The organism is Cellulomonas sp. P2_B4 (assembly GCF_056404795.1).
In genome coordinates, this window is the sequence record NZ_JBFUDI010000002.1 from 148,461 (window position 1) to 167,017 (window position 18,557).

Annotated in this window: 20 protein-coding genes and 1 tRNA gene; 11 read left to right on the forward strand and 10 right to left on the reverse strand. The window is 69.4% G+C overall.

What is annotated here, in order from left to right:
• Positions 1–43: 43 nt before the first annotated feature.
• Positions 44–463 (reverse strand): hypothetical protein, encoded by a 420-nt coding sequence (locus AC1DZC_RS03280; RefSeq protein WP_477039294.1) that lies wholly within the window; start codon positions 461–463, stop codon positions 44–46.
• A 230-nt stretch (positions 464–693) separates the two neighbouring features.
• On the opposite strand from AC1DZC_RS03280, the gene AC1DZC_RS03285 reads away from it, so the two are divergent.
• The 3 genes from AC1DZC_RS03285 (at position 694) to AC1DZC_RS03295 (ending at position 3,008) form a co-directional block, all read left to right on the forward strand.
• Positions 694–1,068, forward strand: a complete 375-nt coding sequence (locus AC1DZC_RS03285; RefSeq protein ID WP_477039293.1) for a hypothetical protein — start codon at positions 694–696, stop codon at positions 1,066–1,068.
• Between the two features lie 77 nt (positions 1,069–1,145).
• The gene (locus AC1DZC_RS03290; RefSeq protein ID WP_477042233.1) at positions 1,146–2,387 is read left to right on the forward strand and encodes a catalase family protein; all 1,242 of its coding nucleotides are present in this window, start codon (positions 1,146–1,148) and stop codon (positions 2,385–2,387) included.
• Positions 2,388–2,426: 39 nt separating this feature from the next.
• The gene (locus tag AC1DZC_RS03295) at positions 2,427–3,008 is read left to right on the forward strand and encodes a dihydrofolate reductase family protein (protein ID WP_477039291.1); all 582 of its coding nucleotides are present in this window, start codon (positions 2,427–2,429) and stop codon (positions 3,006–3,008) included.
• Between the two features lie 127 nt (positions 3,009–3,135).
• On the opposite strand, the gene AC1DZC_RS03300 is transcribed toward AC1DZC_RS03295, so the two are convergent.
• On the reverse strand, positions 3,136–3,690 hold the full coding sequence (locus AC1DZC_RS03300; protein ID WP_477039290.1) for a hypothetical protein: 555 nt from the start codon (positions 3,688–3,690) through the stop codon (positions 3,136–3,138).
• A gap of 364 nt (positions 3,691–4,054) precedes the next feature.
• Here AC1DZC_RS03300 and AC1DZC_RS03305 point away from each other — a divergent pair, with 364 nt between their 5' ends.
• Entirely contained in the window at positions 4,055–4,573 is a 519-nt protein-coding gene (locus AC1DZC_RS03305) for a GNAT family N-acetyltransferase (RefSeq protein ID WP_477042234.1), read from the forward strand.
• A gap of 121 nt (positions 4,574–4,694) precedes the next feature.
• On the opposite strand, the gene AC1DZC_RS03310 is transcribed toward AC1DZC_RS03305, so the two are convergent.
• From AC1DZC_RS03310 to AC1DZC_RS03325, 4 genes are all read right to left on the reverse strand, one after another.
• The gene (locus tag AC1DZC_RS03310; RefSeq protein ID WP_477042235.1) at positions 4,695–6,182 is read right to left on the reverse strand and encodes a multicopper oxidase family protein; all 1,488 of its coding nucleotides are present in this window, start codon (positions 6,180–6,182) and stop codon (positions 4,695–4,697) included.
• 4 nt (positions 6,183–6,186) lie between these two features.
• The gene (locus AC1DZC_RS03315; RefSeq protein WP_477042236.1) at positions 6,187–6,618 is read right to left on the reverse strand and encodes a hypothetical protein; all 432 of its coding nucleotides are present in this window, start codon (positions 6,616–6,618) and stop codon (positions 6,187–6,189) included.
• A 250-nt stretch (positions 6,619–6,868) separates the two neighbouring features.
• Positions 6,869–8,179, reverse strand: coding sequence for a DUF2254 domain-containing protein (locus AC1DZC_RS03320; RefSeq protein ID WP_477042237.1), 1,311 nt, complete (start codon positions 8,177–8,179; stop codon positions 6,869–6,871).
• A gap of 410 nt (positions 8,180–8,589) precedes the next feature.
• Complete coding sequence (locus AC1DZC_RS03325) at positions 8,590–9,204, reverse strand: response regulator transcription factor (RefSeq protein WP_477042238.1); 615 nt, start codon at positions 9,202–9,204, stop codon at positions 8,590–8,592.
• Between the two features lie 141 nt (positions 9,205–9,345).
• Between AC1DZC_RS03325 and AC1DZC_RS03330 the strand changes: the two genes are divergently transcribed.
• From AC1DZC_RS03330 to AC1DZC_RS03345, 4 genes are all read left to right on the forward strand, one after another.
• Positions 9,346–9,624 (forward strand): GlsB/YeaQ/YmgE family stress response membrane protein, encoded by a 279-nt coding sequence (locus tag AC1DZC_RS03330; protein WP_477042239.1) that lies wholly within the window; start codon positions 9,346–9,348, stop codon positions 9,622–9,624.
• A gap of 229 nt (positions 9,625–9,853) precedes the next feature.
• A complete protein-coding gene (locus AC1DZC_RS03335) occupies positions 9,854–11,056 on the forward strand; it encodes a flavohemoglobin expression-modulating QEGLA motif protein (protein ID WP_477038964.1) in 1,203 nt (400 codons plus the stop codon).
• Positions 11,053–12,051, forward strand: coding sequence for an ATP-grasp domain-containing protein (locus AC1DZC_RS03340; RefSeq protein ID WP_477042240.1), 999 nt, complete (start codon positions 11,053–11,055; stop codon positions 12,049–12,051). Before AC1DZC_RS03335 ends, AC1DZC_RS03340 begins: the two co-directional genes overlap by 4 nt.
• Positions 12,052–12,285: 234 nt before the next feature.
• Entirely contained in the window at positions 12,286–12,612 is a 327-nt protein-coding gene (locus tag AC1DZC_RS03345) for a hypothetical protein (RefSeq protein ID WP_477038966.1), read from the forward strand.
• 1,043 nt (positions 12,613–13,655) lie between these two features.
• On the opposite strand, the gene AC1DZC_RS03350 is transcribed toward AC1DZC_RS03345, so the two are convergent.
• Entirely contained in the window at positions 13,656–14,303 is a 648-nt protein-coding gene (locus AC1DZC_RS03350; RefSeq protein ID WP_477042241.1) for a hypothetical protein, read from the reverse strand.
• A gap of 668 nt (positions 14,304–14,971) precedes the next feature.
• Between AC1DZC_RS03350 and AC1DZC_RS03355 the strand changes: the two genes are divergently transcribed.
• The 3 genes from AC1DZC_RS03355 (at position 14,972) to AC1DZC_RS03365 (ending at position 15,996) form a co-directional block, all read left to right on the forward strand.
• Positions 14,972–15,130: a hypothetical protein gene (locus AC1DZC_RS03355; RefSeq protein ID WP_477038968.1), complete on the forward strand. Its 159-nt coding sequence runs from the start codon at positions 14,972–14,974 to the stop codon at positions 15,128–15,130.
• A 73-nt stretch (positions 15,131–15,203) separates the two neighbouring features.
• Positions 15,204–15,404 (forward strand): hypothetical protein, encoded by a 201-nt coding sequence (locus tag AC1DZC_RS03360; RefSeq protein WP_477042242.1) that lies wholly within the window; start codon positions 15,204–15,206, stop codon positions 15,402–15,404.
• A 304-nt stretch (positions 15,405–15,708) separates the two neighbouring features.
• The gene (locus tag AC1DZC_RS03365; protein WP_477042243.1) at positions 15,709–15,996 is read left to right on the forward strand and encodes a tyrosine-type recombinase/integrase; all 288 of its coding nucleotides are present in this window, start codon (positions 15,709–15,711) and stop codon (positions 15,994–15,996) included.
• A gap of 93 nt (positions 15,997–16,089) precedes the next feature.
• On the opposite strand, the gene AC1DZC_RS03370 is transcribed toward AC1DZC_RS03365, so the two are convergent.
• The 3 genes from AC1DZC_RS03370 to AC1DZC_RS03380 all read right to left on the reverse strand — a co-directional run bounded on the left by AC1DZC_RS03370 (position 16,090) and on the right by AC1DZC_RS03380 (position 18,556).
• Positions 16,090–16,163: transfer RNA gene (locus AC1DZC_RS03370), tRNA-Pro, on the reverse strand.
• 68 nt (positions 16,164–16,231) lie between these two features.
• Complete coding sequence (der, locus tag AC1DZC_RS03375) at positions 16,232–17,707, reverse strand: ribosome biogenesis GTPase Der (RefSeq protein ID WP_477042244.1); 1,476 nt, start codon at positions 17,705–17,707, stop codon at positions 16,232–16,234.
• Positions 17,708–17,752: 45 nt separating this feature from the next.
• Positions 17,753–18,556 (reverse strand): class I SAM-dependent methyltransferase, encoded by an 804-nt coding sequence (locus AC1DZC_RS03380; protein ID WP_477042245.1) that lies wholly within the window; start codon positions 18,554–18,556, stop codon positions 17,753–17,755.
• Position 18,557 lies beyond the last annotated feature (1 nt).

Here is an 18,557-nt window from a genome sequence, read left to right on the forward strand (position 1 = left end):
TCTGCGACCACGTGCCCCACCCGTCGCGAGCCAGCTCGGAGTGCTACTTGGATCCCCGCTGCCGGAGGGTGAACCAGCCGACGCGCCAGCGCCACAAGAACACGACACCGAGGTACAGGCCGGGCCCGACGAGACGGATCTCGTCGCGGACCATGCGGGCGACGAGCGAGGTGCGCGAGTAGTCGATGAGGACGATCGGGTCGCCGTCGACCCAGCTGTCCGCCGTGGACAACGTCGCCTTGATCAACGGCAGCCGGAACGGGCTCACCAGGTTCTTCAGGCTGGCCTGCTGCGCGTCGACGACCTTCCCCTGCCAGAACAACGCTCGAGCAACCCTCGAGACGGGCTTCACCGCGCGGGTGCCGGGAAACGCCAGAACGGTCCCGCGGAGCTTTCCCTTGGGGATGGGGCCCGGTGGACTTGCACGGAAGAGCTCGTCGAGGAGCAGGTTGCCGAGCCGCATCAGGGTGGCCTCGGTGGTCGTCCGCTCACGTGTCGCAGTCCTGCCCCACACGGTCAGGCCTCCCCCCGCCCGCAGGCCGGTGGATCGAGCTCGGCCTGATCGCCTTCCAGACTGGCCCGGCCGCCCAGGCTTGTAAAGGTGTGAACCGGGCGATACCGGACGGCGCCTGAGCGTTGACAGCGACCGGCACCGATGCCAACGTGGCACGGGACTCGATCAGGGGAGACGCAATGGCGACATCGACCGTGGCACGCCGTTCGGGTCAGATCCTGGCGGTGGTCCGCATCGTCAACGGCACCCTCGGCCTCCTGGCTCCCCAGGTGCTCCTGCGGCGGCTGTCCCCGGACGAGCAGGCCGCCCGGGCGGGGATGTACCCGTTCCGCATGTTCGGCATCCGCACGATCCTCATCGGTGTCGAGCTGCTCGCGGCCGACGACGCCTCGCGACGCAGGCTGACCCGCCTGGCCATCCTCATCCACGCCTCGGACACCGTCTCCGCCGTCGTCTCCGGCATCCGCGGCGACCTTCCGCGACGGGCGGCGGTCACCACCGCGCTCATCTCCTCGGGCAACACGACGCTCGCGATCCTCGCCGCCCGCGACTGAGGGCGGCCGCCTCGAGAGGCTCTGATGCGATCCGACGGCCAGGACACACGCTGGGCGGATCTTCGAGGCTGCCGGTCGTGACCCCCCCGACGACGAGCTCCAACGCCAGCCGCCCGCAGCCGCGCGCCGCCACCGGCGTGGCCTGGCGCGACTTCGTCGCCGACACCAGCGGGGCACTGCTCCGGCTGGAACGCCGCTTCGACCCGTTCGTCCGCCCGGCCTTCGACGCGCTCCTGAAGACCCGGCTCGAGCGGCTCACCACCTCGGTCATCAACGTCAAGCGCCGCGACCAGCACCTGAGGATCGCCCAGGAAAGGATGATGGTCGACGAGGAAGCCTTCACCGACTCGATCGTGCGCAGCTTCACGCAACAGATGACCGACCTGTGGAAGCCCGGCGGCGTCGAGCGCGGCGGCAACACCAAGACGCACGGCATCTGCCGGGGCGAGTTCACGGTCCACGACGACCTGCCCGAGCACCTGCGGCGCGGGATCTACGCGAAGCCGCAGACCTTCAAGGCGTGGGTGCGCTTCTCCGGGCCGGGGCCGTACATCACGCCCGACATCGACGACGTCGGTTTCCTGAGCATCAGCATCAAGCTCATGGGCGTGAAGGGGCCGAAGCTGCTCGAGGACGAGCGGCACACGCTCGACATGTTCGGTGTCTCGACCCCGACCTTCGTCACGCCCGACGCGAGGGCGAACGCCGCGCTCCAGCGCTGGAGCGTGCAGAACGCGCAGCTCTTCTACTTCCTGAACCTGCGCGCTCCGCACGTGCTCGACATGGTCATGCAGGGGCTCTACACCAAGACCCAGAGCAGCCCGTTCGAGGCGCCCTACTTCAGCTGCGTGCCGTATCTGATGGGCGAGGGGCAGGCGATGTCCTACTCCGTCTGGCCGACGTCGAGAACGAGGACTCGCGTCCCGCGTCTGCCGTTCCGTCCGCCCGACGACTACCTGCGCGAGGCGATGGTCACGTCGCTGGCGGAGGGGGACGTGGAGCTGGAGGTGCGTATACAGATGCAGACCGACCCGCACCTCATGCCGATCGAGAACGCCGGCGTGCTCTGGCCCGAGAAGCTGTCACCGCGCGTGCCCGTCGCCACGCTCCGCCTGCCGAGGCAGACCTTCGACTCCCCCGCGCAGATGGAGTTCGCGAAGCGGTTGTCGTACAACCCGTGGCACACGATCGCCGAGCACCGTCCGCTGGGCAACCAGAGCCGCGTGAGGAAGCGGATGTACGGGGAGCTGTCGCAGCTGCGGCACAGCATGAACGCGGTGCCGCACTACGAGCCGACGGGCGACGAGCGCTTCCCGTAGAACCCGGTACTCAGGTGCGGCCGAGGAGAGGAGAGCCCTATGGGCAAGGTGGTCATGTACGGCTCGGTGTCCGTGGACGGCTTCATCGCGGACGAGAACGACCAGCCCGGTCCGCTCTTCGAGTGGTTGACCAGCGGCGACGTCCCGCTGGACGAGAGCGGCGCGCTGACGGTGTCGCAGACGTCCTTCGACTACACCCGGCCCTACTGGGACCAGATCGGGGTGACGCTCGTCGGCCGCCACGTCTTCGACCTGACGGACGGCTGGGACGGGAAGCCTCCGAGCGGGATCGACCACGTGGTCGTGGTGACCCACCGGCCGCCGCCCGACGGCTGGGACCCCGAGGCGCCGTTCCACTTCGTCGACGGCGTCGAGTCCGCCATGGCCACCGCGCGAGAGCTTGCGGGTGAGCGCACCGTCGAGGTCGCCGCCGGCGACGTCGGCGGCCAGGTCCTTGCCGCGGGCCTGGTCGACGAGGTGCGCATGGACGTCGCGCCCGTCGTCTTCGGGTCCGGCAAGCGCTACTTCGGGTCGGTGCACGCACAGCAGCTGCTGGAGGATCCCGACGCGGTGATCCAGGGCACCGGCGTGCTTCACGTGCGCTACCAGGTGCGCCGTTGAGCCTGGCGGCCTGGCCCCGCTGATCGCTGTGCCTGCCTCGCACCGGGCCAGCAGGAGAACTCTCGCCGGAGCCGGTCCGCGCACCGAGATGTTCGTGCGCGGGGTCTGAGGCAGGTCGGGCTGACGGCTAGCTGTTCCCAACCGCCGGGTTCGGGTACACCTCCACGGTGTGAAGGTAGGCCTCAAGGAGTTTCCGTGCGCCGCCGTACTGCGCGACATCGGGGTCGGATTCGGGACGCCATACTGCGATCACCTGAGAGTCCTGGAAATTACCGCCGAAGAGGAATGCGGCTGTTCCCTCGTCGAACGGAACGAGCACGGCCGGGTGGCAGTCCCGTCTCTCGATGCACATGGCAACGGCGCGATCCGCAACACCCGTGCACGGCGAGAGGTTCGCGACTTCGCAGTAGTCCTCCGCCCAGGCAACGATCGAGTCCGGTGAATCCGCAACCGGCAGAAGTCCGTACACGTCGGTGTCTATCGTGACGAGTTCGGACCCTTCCACCGTCCCGTCCGGCGTAGGCGAGGGCAACGAACCCGGCTCCGCCGCGGGGATCGCGGTCGTCGATTCCACGGCAGGGGGCGGAGTCGCCGTGCACCCCGCGACAAGAAGGATCGACACCATCACCACTGCGGCCCGTCGAACGATGCCCATCGGGATCGCCTCCGTCTTCAACCTCATGATGGCGAGAGTCCCCCACAAACGGAATAGCACCAGGTCGAGTCGTGCGTCAGCGCCGTGCGGCCACGCGGTGAGCTCGTCGGTCGCGGGTCGGCCTCGCGCGCGGCGCTCCGAGAACACCGACACTGTGCGACGCGCTCGCCCTGGCACGATGACGCGTGTGTCGTCGAACCCCGCTCTGGCGTCCTCCTCGGCCCTGTCACCCTCCGGACTGAGGCGCGTCCAGGTGGGATGGGCCGAGCGGCTCGCCCTGCCCGTTGACGCACTGACCTCAGCGGGGACTCAGTTCTTCCCACGGGAGGCGGCGACCGCCGTCGTGGTCCTCCGACTTGGCCAGTCCTGCGTGGTCGTTGCACCCCGGCGCGTGACGCTCGTGCTCGAAGGTCTCGGAGTTCGGGCTCTCCTCGATGCGCCAGCCGTGGCCGCGAGGCTCGGGGAGTTCGACCCGCATCCCATCGGCACAGCCAGGCTCGCGTTTCGCGATGGGCGTCCAGTCGAGCGGCCGAGCATCCCCATCACGAGTGTTGAGCCAGCGATGGTCGATCAACTCCGATCGAGCATCCACGCCGAGGAGTGGGACGAGAGCGGACTCTCCTCCATGCCGCAGCGATGGGGAGCAGTCACGCCGGCAGGCCCCATCGGCGCGATCGCCGGCTACGAGCAGTGGGGTGCGCACATCGCGCACATCGGCGTTGCTGCCGATGCGGCAGAACGCGGACGCGGCTACGCGGCGGCAGCATCGGTGGCGGCCATGACGGAGGCGCTGAACGCGGATCTCGTCGTGCAGTGGCGCAGCAGAGTAGGGAACACGGCGTCAGACCGACTGGCGGCCCGCCTGGGCTTCACACCGCTCGGGTTCCAAAGCGCCGTTGCACTGGGCTGACCACCGCCTCGGCACCCAGGACGCACGTGAGGGCCGTCCTCGGCCAGGGTGAGGTCTCGCAGACCGAGTCCGCTGCTCTGACCGGCTGAGCCGCCGCCCGCGCCACCGCTGGGACAGCGAGTCACTCGGGATCGTTGTCGGCGTCGCCACCCAGCCGGAAGGGCTCGGTCACCCCCGTGTACGCGACGTGAGCGACGAGACCTTGCTGCGCGTGCGGGAGGTTGTGGCAGTGGTCCATCCAGACCCCGGGGTTGTCGGCGACGAACGCGACCTCGTAGGTCTGGCCGTTCTCGACCTCCAGCGAGTCCACCCACCACGGGCTACCTCTCGACGGCTGGCCGTCGCGGGAGAGGACGAGCAGGTGGTGCCCGTGCAGGTGCATCGGGTGCGGCTGACCGCTCGAGTTGCGGATGGTCATGGCGACCACGTCGCCCTCGCTCACCATGAACATCGGGACGTCGGGATACGTGTGCCCGTTGATCGTCCACTGCAGTCCGGGCAGACCGTCGACGAATCCGGGCCGACGACCGATCGCGTACGTGAATCGTCGATCGGCCGCCTGCGGGTCGAAGCCGACGTCAGCCGGCGTCCCGTAGTCGAGGAGTTCGAGCGTGGCGCGCGGATCCGCGCCGTCCACGGCGTCGCCGCCGCCGACGAGCACCGAGAGCGACCCGAGCCGGACGCGCACCGCCGTGCCGTCGTCCGGGGCTGCGACCTCGACGTCTGCTCGGCCGCCTGCGGCCACGACGACCGCCAGGCCATCGATCGCGCCGGGGCCGTTCACGTCGCGCCCGTCGACCGCGAGCAGACGGTAGCTCGCGCCTGGGACCCAGACGCGCAGGACCCCCGAACCCGTGTTGATCACGCGGACCCGCGCAGTCGCCCCGGGGTCGGCGGGCACCCGCATCGGGCCCGGGTTCCCGCCGACCGTCGGAGTCGCGCCGTACGTGTGCGCGAGCGCCACGACGTCGACGTCGTGATCGGCGGTCGCCACAGGGTGCACGACGAGCGCACCGAACAGTCCCCCGCGGACCTGCGCGTGCGACACCTGGTGCGAGTGGTACCAGAACGTGCCCGCGTCGTCGACGACGAAGCGGTAGACGTGCTGGCCGCCCTCCGGCACGGCGTCCTGCGTCACACCCGCGACGCCGTCCTCCGCGTTGGGCACGTCGACGCCGTGCCAGTGCAACGTCACTCCGTCCGCAACCGACCGGTTCACCAAGGTGACCTGGACCAGGTCCCCGACGGTCGCGTCGATGGTCGGTCCTGGCGACGACCCGTTGACCGTGTAGCCGGGCACGCTGCGCCCGTCGGCGAGCTCGACGTCGCCGCGGTCCGTCGTGAGGGTCACGTCGACGTCCGGGGCGCCGTCGGCCGGTCCTGTCAGGTCGGCGACGCTCACCGTGGGGCCGCGCACGTCGGAGCCTCCGTGCCCGTGCGTCGTCGTGGTCGCCACGCCCAGGTCCTCATAGCCCATGTCCATCACGGAGGCGTGTGCCGGAACGAGGCTGGTCCACCAGAACCACGCGAGCGGAGCGACGACGAGCAGCGCGGCCACGACGCCGGCAACGACCTGTCGCCTGCGTCGAAGGGCCGCCTGCTCCGTCATGCCGTCAAGCGAGGGCGTCAGCCGGCGCGGGCGCCGACTTCACTCGCGGAACCCGCTGCGCGGCGGTGATGCTCAGGCCCAGGATCACGAGCGCGTTCATCCCGTGCAGGGCGCCGACGACCGGGGCGCCGAACGCGACGAACGCCAGGACGACCTGCAGGACGACGAGACCGAGGATGATCGCCGCGAACCGCACGGCGCCGGCAAACTTGGCGAAGAACGAGATGATGAATAAGAGGATCGCAATGAGCGGGATCACCATCATCCCGACCGTGCCGTGCGCCGAGTGCGCAAAGTTGCCCTCATAGCTCGAGTCGATGATCGCTCCGTTGTCGACGTCGTTGATGGCGGTGAACCAGGCCAGGGCGATCAGACCGGCCTGGATGAAGACGCCCGCAGCAACGAGGTAGGCGAGGACCCGATACGCAGTCTTCATGGCGTGTCTCTCTCTCGAACATGGATGCCCAAGGGGTGCGCGGTCGGGATGGCCACGCTGGAGACAAGAATGCTCCGAAAGGCGCCGTCAGACACCCCATTTCCGACAAATCCACCCCCGCGACTGCGGTTTTGGCCCTCGAGCCGTCCGAGAGTCGGCGGTCTTCTTCTGGGATGCGGCCGCCCGCCGCTCGCGTTGTCTGGAGCTCGGGATTTCCGCACGAGCGTCGCGCCGCTTTCTCCTACCCGCGCTACGGGCGACGCTCTCCGTCGCCCGCGGCGACACCGAGGCCTTGGCGGTCGGCTCCGAGCGCGACCTCAACATCACCGGCCCGGGGCACTGACTCCCGGACTGTCTCGCCCAGCAGTGCGAGCTGGCGCTCGAGGGCAGCCGCGCGGTCTGGCAGCGCGACATCGGCGAGGTCGCTCAGTGCAGCGGTGAGGCGCCGGGAGACCTGCGGCGACGTGGCGCCGACGATGCGGATCTCGTCGAAGGCGAGGTGGACGTAGGCCTCCCAGTCCATCACCGGCTCCATCAGTCGAATCTCGCCGTCGGCATCCCGGTACATGCCGTCCGACAACGGCCGCCGGGCGATCTGACGCAGGCAGTCGTGCAGGCGGTCGATCGCCTGCACCGCAGTGGTCGGGTCCTGCAGCGGGGAGTCGGACATCGAGCGTTGCGCGATGTCAACCAGCAGGCGCAACCCGTACGCGGCGTCTCGATCGAGCGTCCGTTCGAGACCCAGGACGACAGCCTCATTGACCTTGCGCTCGTCGAGGTCGACTGGCTCGCCGTGCACGTGGAACAGCGGAGCCCCGGACGGGACGAACTCACCGAGCGCGGGCAGCAGCTCGAGGACACAGCCCGCCTTCGTGGCTTCGTCCACCAGATGCTGGTACCCGATCACCGTGACGACACCCGACTGCGGCGCACGCAGCAGACGCCGGCCGTCCTCCGGGGCGCCTTCTCCCTTGTCTGGGTAGATCTCGTCCAGGAGCTTGCGGGTCTGCTCGCCGACGAGCTCGATCAGGCTCGAGACCCGCAGCGACTGCCCGATGTGGTGCACGTAGACGATCAGGATCGCGATGCTGATGATGACGAGCACGAACGAGGTGAGCACGGCGGTCCCGGGCACATGGCCGGTGCCGTCGCCGTTGGACGTCACCTCGTGCAGCGCGACGATCGCGAAGGCGAATGTCGCGACGAACAGCCCGATGGCGCTTTGGCTGGGCTTGTCCCGCAGCAGTCGCTGCACGATACGGGGAGAGAACTGTCCCATCGCCAGCTGGACAACGACCATCGTGATCGTCAGCACCAATGCCGCCATGCTGACCATGGAGGCCGCGACCACCGAGAGTGTGGCGATCGCGGCTTCCGGGCCGCCCACCACGGAGGTCGGGATCAACGAGTAGTCGAATCGGCGGTCGATGGTGATGGTGACCAGCGCCAGGGCGACGCCACCGAGAACGAACAGCACGGGCACGAGCCACAGGCTGTTGCGGACCGTCAGCCACAGCTTGTGGAGCCACATGCGGTACCGCCCATCGCTGAGGGCGAGCACCCTTGCACGCCCATGAAGAACTGAACGTATGCCCACAATCGATCGCCCGCGACGGCAGCCGCACGGGGGCACACACCGCACTGGGCAGGGAGTCGGTGTCGCCAAGGACCGCGCAGCCCGGGCCGGAGCGGCGACCCCACGCGGATACCGGTTCATCCACCACGCCGTCGACGACCACTCCCGGCTGGCCTACTCCGAGACCCTTCCGACGAGCGCAAGTAGACCGCCGCGGCGTTCTGGATCCGCGCCCGCCCACGGCCTACGCCACGGCCTACGTCCATGACGAAGCCCGTGCAGCTACCTGCGCCGCCTGGCTGCGTCACAGCAACCACCACCGACCCCACACCGGCATCGGCAGCGCCGTCTCTTCAGACCGCGTTCACACGTCACGGCGAGCTACACCTGGCCCTCTACGGGCCGCCGCGCCAGTGGTCGATGCGGCGGTGGTCGGGCAGGAAGCCGTGCTCGACGCCCCACAGCACCGCCTGCGTCCGGCTCTCCACGCCGATCTTCCCGTAGGCGGAGCGGATGTAGGACTTCACCGTGTTCGGGCTCAGGTAGGTGTGCGCGGCGACGTCGGCGTTGCTCAGGCCCTGCGTGATCAGCGCGAGGATCTCGGCCTCGCGGTCGGTCAGCCCCTCCCCGCGCCCGGGCCAGTCCAGCCCGTTCGCCGGACGCGCGCGGCCCGGGACCTCGCTGATCACCACCTCGCCGGCGTGCACTGCCTCCAGGGCCGCGACGAGCTCACGCGCGGGCAGCGCCTTGGACAGGTACCCGCGCACACCCTGCTCTCGGGCACTGGCAACGAGGTCCGGATGGAAGTTCCAGGTGAACACGACCACCCGGCGCGCGTTCGGGTTGCGCACCAGGACGCCSACCTCGTGCTGGTCGGACTCCGGCTGCGCGAACGCGTCGTAGAGCACGACGTCGACCACGTCCTCGACCGGCTTGTTGGTGTCGATCTCCGCCACGACCACGCGATCKCGGTACTGGTCCAGGATCTTGGCCACGCCCAGGACCACCACGTCGTAGTCGTCGACGAGCGCAACCGTGATGGGTCGTCCAGACYGRGKCAYSSCTCGACCGTAKACSCCCCTAGGGGTGTRCYGCACCSRCCCTAGGGGTGGTGARGTCGTGCGGTACGTAYCGACTAGAGAGGCACCACCATGCTGGGACTCATCGTCACCATCATCATCGTCGGGCTCATCGCCGGGCTGCTCGCGCGCCTCATCGTCCCCGGCAAGCAGAACCTGTCCATCGCCATGACGATCGTCATCGGGATCATCGGGTCGTTCGTCGGCGGGTTGCTGGGCTACCTGCTGTTCCACAAGGACGCCGACGACGGCTTCCTGCAGCCCGCCGGCCTCATCGGGTCGATCATCGGCGCGATCATCGTGCTGCTGATCTGGATCCGCGTCGGCGGCCGCCGCTCGGTCACCAACTGACCCCGCGCCGGGTCACCCGCAAGGATGAAGAGTGGCGCGCGCCGCGCCGTCGTCGTCCTGCAGTGCCATTTTCCTGTCATGGGAGATGAGCGCGGACCCGCACCTACGCGGCCCAAACGTGAAAGCGAGTTCTTCTTTGGGGCGGCTGCTCGATGGGCGCCGGGCGACATCCCGAGGACGTGATCTGTGCCGAACCGCAATCCCGGCCTGACGACAGGAGCGGCTAACGATGACGAACGTGCACAACGATGGCTTTGAGTCTCTGGATGAGCTGGCGCCCGCGCTCGACGTCGACGCCCGGCTGACCGAGATCGAGCGCCGCGTGAACCTGCTCGTCAACGTCACGCCACTCAACGCGGCGGAGGCCTGGGCGGACTTCGAACGCAGTGACTTCGGCACGGCCCCCACGCTGCGGCTGCGGCCGTTGGACTTCGACCCGGACCTGGCGCAGCGGGACCTGTACGACCTCGAGGTCGAGAAGGTGGACGACCCGGCGCTGCACACGCTCTTCCGGGCGAAGAGGGACGAGATCGCCCGGCAGATCACCGCGTTGGAGGACCGCGACACGTCACGGTTCCTCTACGGGTCGCTCCAGCTCTACGGAACGGTGGCCCCTCCGCTGGCCGCGGTGGCCCAGGAACTGCTCGAGACCATCCCCCCGCAGGCGCCCAGCACGCAGACCGTCACCGCCGGGGCGTTCGCCGACGCGGCCCGTGCGGAGTTCGAGCGCTACCGCGCCGTGTACCCGGACTTCCCGGTCCGTGTCGAGGTACGGGACGACATCTCCGAGCTGATGGTCTCCTTCGGCCGCTTGCTCATCCCGGAGTCCGCGGCCTTCCGGGCCGACCGGGTCGAGCCGTTGCTGCACCACGAGGTCGGCACCCACGTGGTCACCTACCAGAACGGTGCCCGACAGCCACTGACGCTGCTGACCATCGGCCTGCCCGGCTACGACGAGACGCAGGAGGGCCTCGCCGTGCTCGCCGAGTACCTGACCGGCGGGTTGGACCCGCGGCGACTGCGCGTCCTCGCGGCGCGAGTGGTCGCGGTCGGCAAGCTGCTCGACGGCGCGGGATTCCTGGACATCTTCGAGTCGCTGCGGGCCGACCACCGGATCCCGGCACGGACCGCGTGGTCCATCGCTATCCGTGTCGTCGTCGGGGGCGGTTGGGTCAAGGACGCGATCTACCTGCGCGGGATCTCGCGCATCCTCGACGCACTCGCCGAGGGCAGCAGCCTCGACGTCCTGCTCGTCGGCAAGCTCGCGTTGGACCACATCCCCCTGGTGCAGGACCTGCTCGACCGCGAGGTGCTCCACGCGCCGTGGGTTCGACCACGATGGCTGGACATGCCCGGTACGCACGAGCGTCTGGAGAGGCTGCGCGCGGGGGCGACGGTCACCGACCTCTACGAGGGAGACGTGGCGGCATGAGGATCGCATTTCTGGTCAACGACGTCGAGACCGAGGTGGACGAGTACACGACCACCCGACTCGCCAGAGCCGCAGCCAAGGGCGGGCACGAAACCTGGTATGTCGGCCTCGGGGACCTCGAGCTCGGCAGCAGCGACGGGCTGCTCACTGCCGGGGCTCGCGCCGCGAGATGGAAGAACGACGACACCCTCGCGACCTTCATGCAGGGGATCAAGGCGCGCGACGCCGAGCGGGTCGTCATGGACGACCTGGATGCACTGTTCCTGCGCAACGAGTCGATCGACGACCTCCAGCAGCGCCCGTGGGCCAGCCCGATGGGCGTGGTGTTCGGACAGATGCTCGCGGCCCGAGGTGTGACGGTGGTCAACGACCCGAACACCCTCCATCGAGCGACCAGCAAGCTCTACCTGGAGGAGTTCCCAGAGAAGATCCGGCCACGGTCGTTGGTCACACGAAATCCGGAGGCGATCGAGCAGTTCGTCGCCGAAGTCGGCCATTGCGTCGTCAAACCGCTGTACGGGGCCAAGGGCCGCAATGTCTTCATGATCGAGGGCCCGGGCGAGACCAACCTCGCGCAGATGACGGAGGCGGTGCTGCAGGACGGCTACGCCATCGTCCAGGAGTTCATCGACGGAGCCACGGACGGCGATGCCCGGATCTTCCTGCTGGAGGGCCGCATCCTCGAGCGCGACGGCAGGCCGGCCGCCTTCCGACGCGTGCCCACCGGCAACGACCCGCGCGCCAACATCAGCACCGGCGGTCGGTCGGTGCCCCTCGAGGTCGGTGAGGCCGAGCTCGCCGTCGTCGAGGCGATGGGCGACAAGCTCGTCGCCGACGGCTTGTTCCTCGTGGGCATCGACGTGATCGGCAGCCAGGTGGTCGAGATCAACCCGGAGAGTCCCGGCGGGTTCCAGAGCGTCGAGAGGCTGTACGACATCGACATCGCCGAGACCGTCATCGAAGCCCTCGAGAGCCGCGCAGGCCCGAGGTCCTGACCCGTACCGCCGGTCATCCGGCGACGGGGCATCCGCGGCCGGGTCGCGAAGGACCCTGTGGGCCTTCGGCGAGCGGCCTCTCACCGCACGTGAACCTGCGACTCGCGCTCCCGCGGGCGGTCCGCCGCTGGCCGCTCTACCCCTCCCACCAGGCGCAACGCGCTCCCAGATGCTGCGAGTACCGCGCAAAATGCGTCGACGACAAATTCCCGAAACCGAAGGTGCGTGGCATTGATGACCGTGGCACAGAGCTTGTGGGCCTCCATCCAGGAGGACCCCGTGTTCATGCGCAAGATCAACGGGTGGTTGACGATCTTCTGGCTGCTGAACTTCCCGCCCGTGATCGCGGTCTACATCTGGGCACCCGATGCGTGGAAGCAGGCGTCGATCCTCTACCTAGCCCTGGTGTCCATCTACGCCAATGTCGCAGGTCACCTCGCGGCGTGGCAGGCGTCCCGCATCGAGGTCATCCAGAACGAGGACGCCAACGTCGCCGACGTCCTGGAAAAGGTCGACGAGATCCATGAGCTCACCGTCATCAAGAGCGCCCCCGAAGCATGACCCCAGCGGCACCGGAGAAGTGACACCCCACACCAGCCACCCGGTCACCGCGACCCCGAGGCACAACCAGCGCACCGACCCTTGCCGGCGGCGAACAAGGTCCGCGTGGGGTCTAGGTCCACTGCCCCCGCCGTGCGAATCGCTCACACCGAACGACACGGGACGCCGAGAGTGAAGAGCTTCGACGCGGTCGCTCACGTCAGACCGAGTGCACTGAGGCACGCGGGCCACACAAGCCTCTCCTGCTCGAACCGCACGCCGCCGAGCGCACGGTCTCGGCTCACTCCCCGGCGGCGGAGCGTGACTCCCCGCGTGACTCCCCGAACGAGATCAGGGGCCGTCTCCGTGACTACGGAAACGGCCCCTGACCTGTGCGTTCACCGGTCGGGCTGACAGGATTTGAACCCGCGACCCCTTGAAGAATCCCGGCGCGGACAACCTCTCCCCCGACTTCTCGCACCATCTGGTGAAACCGCAGGTGATCTGCGCATTTACGCGATCCGCGGCGGTCAACATCGCGCATCGTTGACTGTTGTTGAGCGTCGCCGAGCCTTGAATTCGTGGGGTAAACGCGGGGCTTCGCTCCCCGCCGACCGCGCGCTCGCCGACCTCTCAAGCATGCCTCAAAACGAGTGGCCCGCGCGTGATGTACACGAGATGTGGCAGGGACAACCACGTGACGGGTCGTCGTCGGCTATCGCCGCGGACGTTGCAGCGCTCGCCACGAACCTCCGCACCATGACGGACGCGGAGATCGAGACCCACATTCTTCCCGTCTATGAAGGAGTCGAGACGCCCGTCATCGACGCCCCGACACGCTGGCCCGACCCTTCAGCCTGAGCGCCCGCGGGTAGTTCACCGCATCCGTGTGCGGCGTTATGGCGGGAGGCGCTGCGGGCGAGCTCGCCGGTTCGTCACCGCCGGACGGCGGCGCCGATGCGGCTGCCACGTTGACACCCAGGTCTAGCGGGATGGACGTCAGCCCACCACCGGTGTCCGGCCCCAGGACCGCGACCAACACATCTGCTCAAGCTGCCCAGCCCTCATCGCTGCGCACCCCCAAACGGTGGCGACTGAGGCGGCGCCGGACGCACACGGGCTGTGCGCCCATGCTCAGCACGTGCACGCTCCGCCACCGCGCGGGCACCCTCACGGCGGCGTTGCTCCAGGAGCTGCCCCAGCTCGACATACACGGCGTCCTCGAGCATTCCGCCCCGCAGCATCTGCTCCGCGATCGTCGGGACCGTGTCCTGCCCGGGGAACACCACCACTCCTAGATCCGCGAGCGCCTGGTCCAGACGCCGCGTGAGGAACCCGTCCGACTTCTTCAACCCGAGCAGGTCGTCAACCATGTGCCCCACCAGCTTCGCCGACCCGATCGACTGCACCGGACCCGGCCACCCGCACGCCAGCACGCAAAGCGCCGCGACCGTCCGTGCCGGCACCGCGGGGTTGAACACGTCCCGCCGCGACCACCGCGGCGCCGTTCCATCTATCTGCCCGTCAACCCCCGGCGGTCGCACATCACCCAACCCGGTCGTCACCGCGAATTTCGCCAACGACCCCCCATTGACGAGCTCAACCGTGAACACCCCCGACCGGAGCACGTGCTCCCCACCGAACGGCAGACTTGCCTCCTGCCCCCACCGGTGCCGGTCAAGCAGCACCGTCCCGTGCCGCTGCGCAGCCACGACCCGCACCGCACCGTCGGGGCGTCCCTCAAGCCAAACCGCGGACCGCGACAACGTCCGCGGCGCCCCCGGCGCAACACCAGACCCGACCACGACCGGGACGACAACGGCCCCCGCAGCGTCCGCCGGTGCACCCGTCGAGTCACCCGACGGTGCGCTGCCCAGGACCACCCACACACCCGGGCTCAGGTCCGCGATCACAGACCCGCCCGGCTCATCGAGAACAGCGCTCATCCCCCACGTTCTACCTGGTCACACCCCACACGCGTAACCCTCCCGCCACGAGAGCACCCTCCCGTGCGAATCGTCCCCGCGGGAGGAGGCTCTCGCGCGTCCGGTCCACTCACGGGACCTGGACCAATCCACGCTTGAGGGACTCCCACTGAACGCTCACCACCAGCGACAGGACAGGCGACATGACGACCACCACAACGCCGACCGAAACCCGCCCAACGATCGTGCTCGTACAGGGCGCCTGGGCCGACGTATCCAGCTGGGACGCGGTGGTCCCACGCCTCCGCCAGGGACGAGGTCACTGCCGCCGGTCATGACCCACCCCGACCGCTGGCGACTCGACCAACTGCTCGACTGGGAGGAGAAGCGCATCGCGCGGCAGAAGGCTCACTGCAATCCTTGGTCGCTCGGCCCTCCCGTCCGGCGGCGACACGGTGGACGAACCGAAGTCGCAGCAGCGACGCCGGACCGTCCCGGTCGAGACGATCCACCCGGGCGCCGTCGCAGCTCTGCGGGCCAGGCGTGCCGCCCAGGCGGCAGACCGGCTCGACGCCATGGAGCGCGTCGGGGACGGGCCGGAGGGCGAGCAGTAGGCCAGGCGGCGCTCCGATGCGCGAGGTAGCGTGCGGGTTGCCCACGGCGGACGCAGAACAGGCAGGGAGCCCGATGCCCCGCGTCAAGACATGGAAGGCGCCGCTCGCCCTGTTCCTTGTGGGCTTGTTCGTGGCGAAGCCGGTCCTGAGCTTGCTCATCGACGACACCGCGGGGAACTGGGTGGCCGGAGCTTTCGGGTTCGTGGGGATGGTCACCCTCGTCCTGTACCTCTGGGACCGGGAGCACCCCGCTGAAGGCGGCCCTCCGGTGTAGGGCATCGCGCCCCTTCAATGGGTGTAGGCCGCTACACAGGGCGAGGCCCCTCCCTGGCGACCGTCCGGGAGGGGCCCCGCTGTACGACACTCCACGGCCCAAGCTACGGGGCACCACTGACACTCTGAGCCTCCGCCGCCAGGGCTTCCTTCAGGGCCCGCCGCATGGCCGGTGAGCGTGGGATGCCGCCCCAGATGCCGTCCGGCTCGTCGTCGCCCGCAGCTCGGAAGTGCTCCGTGACCGGGCAGGTGCTGCACAGCTGAACAGCGCCCAGGACGCGGGCCGGGTCGAGGAGAGCGGCCTGGTGGCCGTGGACGCGCTCGGGCGGCCTGTCAGCCCCCGGTGCTCGGACCGGTTCAAGGCGATGTGCCGGACAGCTGGCGTGCCGGTGGTTCGCCTGCACGACGCCCGGCACGCCTTCGGCTCCAACCTGATCGACGTTGGGCTATCGATCCCGCTGGTGTCCACGATCATGGGGCACGCCTCGGTGCACATCACGACGCAGGTGTACGCCCGCGCGATGAAGGACGGGCAAGCACGAACGGGTGCGCGACGCGATGCAGCGGGCGGGCCTGTGACACACCCGGCGTAGCTCGTGTCAGTTTCGTGTCATCACGGTTCCGGGCAGCAGCAGAGGCCGATCCCAGAAACTCCGGAAACGGCCTCTGACCTGCAAGTACATCGGTCGGGCTGACAGGATTTGAACCTGCGACCCCTTGACCCCCAGTCAAGTGCGCTACCAAGCTGCGCTACAGCCCGATGGCCCCCGCAGGAGCCTCGGAAACTCTACCTCAGAGTCGGGGGCGTCCCTGCACGCAATCGGCCGATCAGCGCTTGCGCTTCTCGCGGACGCGCACCGAGATCGAGATCGGCGTGCCCTCGAAGCCGAACGTCTCGCGCAGGCGACGCTCGATGTACCGGCGGTAGCCGGGGTCGAGGAAGCCCGTCGCGAAGATCACGAAGCGCGGAGGGCGGGTGGATGCCTGGGTGGCGAACAGGATGCGGGGCTGCTTGCCGCCGCGCAGCGGGTGCGGGTGCGACGCGACGAGCTCGCCGAGGAACGCGTTCAGGCGGCCCGTCGAGATGCGGGTGTCCCAGGACGCCAGGGACTTCTCCAGGGCGGGGACCAGGCGGTCGGTGTGCCAGCCGGTCATCGCGGAGATGTTCACGCGCGGGGCCCAGGTCACCTGGACCAGGTCCTGCTCGATCTCGCGCTCGAGGAACGGACGACGGTCCTCGTCCATGAGGTCCCACTTGTTGTAGGCGATGACCAGGGCGCGGCCGGCCTCGATGACCTGCGAGATCACGCGCGTGTCCTGCTCGGTCATCTTCACGGACGCGTCGACCAGGACGACGGCGACCTCGGCCTTCTCGATCGCGGCCTGGGTGCGCAGCGAGGCGTAGAAGTCGGCACCGGAGGTCTGGTGCACGCGGCGCCGGATGCCGGCGGTGTCGACGAACACCCAGGGCTTGCCCTTGAGCGCGACGAGCTCGTCGACGGGGTCCCGCGTGGTGCCGGCGACGGAGTCGACGACGACGCGCTCGGAGCCGAGCACCTTGTTGAGCAGCGACGACTTGCCGACGTTCGGGCGGCCGATCAGGGCCACGCGGCGCGGGCCGTCGGGGATCGGGGTGCCGTGCGCGGAGACCTCGGGCAGCACGTCGATCGCAGCGTCGAGCAGGTCGCCGGTGCCGCGGCCGTGCAGGGCGGAGACCGGGAACGGCTCCCCCAGGCCCAGGGACCAGAGGTTCGCGGCGTCGGCCTCGCCCGCGGGACCGTCGACCTTGTTGGCGCAGAGCACGACGGGCTTGCCCGAGCGGCGGAGCAGCCGCACGACCTGGGTGTCGGTCTCGGTCACGCCGACGGTCGCGTCGACGACGAAGATCACGGCGTCGGCCAGCGAGATCGCGACCTCGGCCTGCTGGGCGACCCGCGCCTCGATGCCGGCGACGTCGACCTCCCAGCCACCGGTGTCCACGAGCGTGAACCGGCGTCCCGACCAGTCGGCGGGGTAGCTCACGCGGTCGCGGGTGACACCCGGCTTGTCCTCGACGACGGCCTCGCGGCGGCCGAGGATGCGGTTGACGAGGGTCGACTTGCCGACGTTCGGGCGGCCGACCACGGCCAGCACCGGGTAGACGACGACGCGCTCGTCGGCGCCGTCCCCGTCCTCGTCGGAGTGCAGGAGGGCAAGGTCCTCGTCCTCGAGCTCGTACTCGGTCAGGCCGGCGCGCAGAGCCTGCTCGCGTTGGGCGTCGCCTTCTTCGTCGGGCAGCACCAGGGCAGGATCAGTCTCGGTCATGCGCCCATTGTCCCAGGTGCTGGCACCGCGGGACGACCCCGGCGCTCACGGGGTCCAGATCACGAGCTCGACGTCCACCGTGCGCTCCACGAACCGGCCCTCCGGCGAGGCTCGTCCGAGCAGCGCGCGCAGGTCGGACTCGAACGCCGCCAGCCGGTCCTCGAAGAGGTGCGGGGCCGAGCTGGACAGGGAGAGCACGGCCGCGACGACCTCGTCGGTGGACCGCTCCACGAGATCTCCGCGCGCGATCTCGATGCGTCGCGGCCCCCGGTAGCCGGCCGCTCTCATCACGTCCTCCTCGCCACCGGCCGTGCCGTCGGGCAGCACCGACCTGCCCGCGCGGCGCACCGGGCCGAGGTAGCGGACGACGAGCTCGTCGACGAGGTCCCAGGGCGGCGCACCGGCGGTACCGGGCACGCCGCGGTGGGTCATCGCTCTCACGTGCACCCACGCCCCCGCCGGATCGAGCAGCCCGCGGACCTTCTGCGCGACCAGCGGGCGATCCATCCAGTGGAAGGACTGCGCGAAGGCCACCACCCGGAAGATGCCGAGCTCGGCGGACAGGTCCTCAGCCCGCAGGTGACGCCACTCCACGTTCGTGACGCCCGCGCGCGACGCCGCGGCGTCAGCCTCGTGCAGCATGTCGCGGTCCGCGTCGACGCCGACCGCCTGCTCGACCAGCGGTGCGAGCAGCAGCGTGAGCGAGCCCGGCCCGCAGCCCACGTCGAGGAGCCGGCCGGACCCGTCGAGCCCGAGCGCGTCGCGGACGACGTCGGCGAGCTGCGGTGGGTAGGCCATCCGCCCGACGCCGTAGTGGCGGGCGCTCCCGGCGTACAGGGAGTCGTCCATG

What these genes read in the sequence shown, in the direction of transcription:
- AC1DZC_RS03345 (WP_477038966.1), top strand. Translation starts at nt 12,286, where the DNA reads ATGACCGTGGCACAGAGCTTGTGGGCCTCCATCCAGGAGGACCCCGTG.
- AC1DZC_RS03360 (WP_477042242.1), top strand. Translation starts at nt 15,204, where the DNA reads ATGCCCCGCGTCAAGACATGGAAGGCGCCGCTCGCCCTGTTCCTTGTG.
- AC1DZC_RS03280 (WP_477039294.1), bottom strand. Translation starts at nt 463, where the DNA reads ATGCGGCTCGGCAACCTGCTCCTCGACGAGCTCTTCCGTGCAAGTCCA.
- AC1DZC_RS03335 (WP_477038964.1), top strand. Translation starts at nt 9,854, where the DNA reads ATGACGAACGTGCACAACGATGGCTTTGAGTCTCTGGATGAGCTGGCG.
- AC1DZC_RS03285 (WP_477039293.1), top strand. Translation starts at nt 694, where the DNA reads ATGGCGACATCGACCGTGGCACGCCGTTCGGGTCAGATCCTGGCGGTG.
- AC1DZC_RS03340 (WP_477042240.1), top strand. Translation starts at nt 11,053, where the DNA reads ATGAGGATCGCATTTCTGGTCAACGACGTCGAGACCGAGGTGGACGAG.
- AC1DZC_RS03330 (WP_477042239.1), top strand. Translation starts at nt 9,346, where the DNA reads ATGCTGGGACTCATCGTCACCATCATCATCGTCGGGCTCATCGCCGGG.
- AC1DZC_RS03310 (WP_477042235.1), bottom strand. Translation starts at nt 6,182, where the DNA reads ATGACGGAGCAGGCGGCCCTTCGACGCAGGCGACAGGTCGTTGCCGGC.
- AC1DZC_RS03315 (WP_477042236.1), bottom strand. Translation starts at nt 6,618, where the DNA reads ATGAAGACTGCGTATCGGGTCCTCGCCTACCTCGTTGCTGCGGGCGTC.
- der (WP_477042244.1), bottom strand. Translation starts at nt 17,707, where the DNA reads ATGACCGAGACTGATCCTGCCCTGGTGCTGCCCGACGAAGAAGGCGAC.
- AC1DZC_RS03295 (WP_477039291.1), top strand. Translation starts at nt 2,427, where the DNA reads ATGGGCAAGGTGGTCATGTACGGCTCGGTGTCCGTGGACGGCTTCATC.
- AC1DZC_RS03300 (WP_477039290.1), bottom strand. Translation starts at nt 3,690, where the DNA reads ATGAGGTTGAAGACGGAGGCGATCCCGATGGGCATCGTTCGACGGGCC.
- AC1DZC_RS03380 (WP_477042245.1), bottom strand. Translation starts at nt 18,556, where the DNA reads ATGGACGACTCCCTGTACGCCGGGAGCGCCCGCCACTACGGCGTCGGG.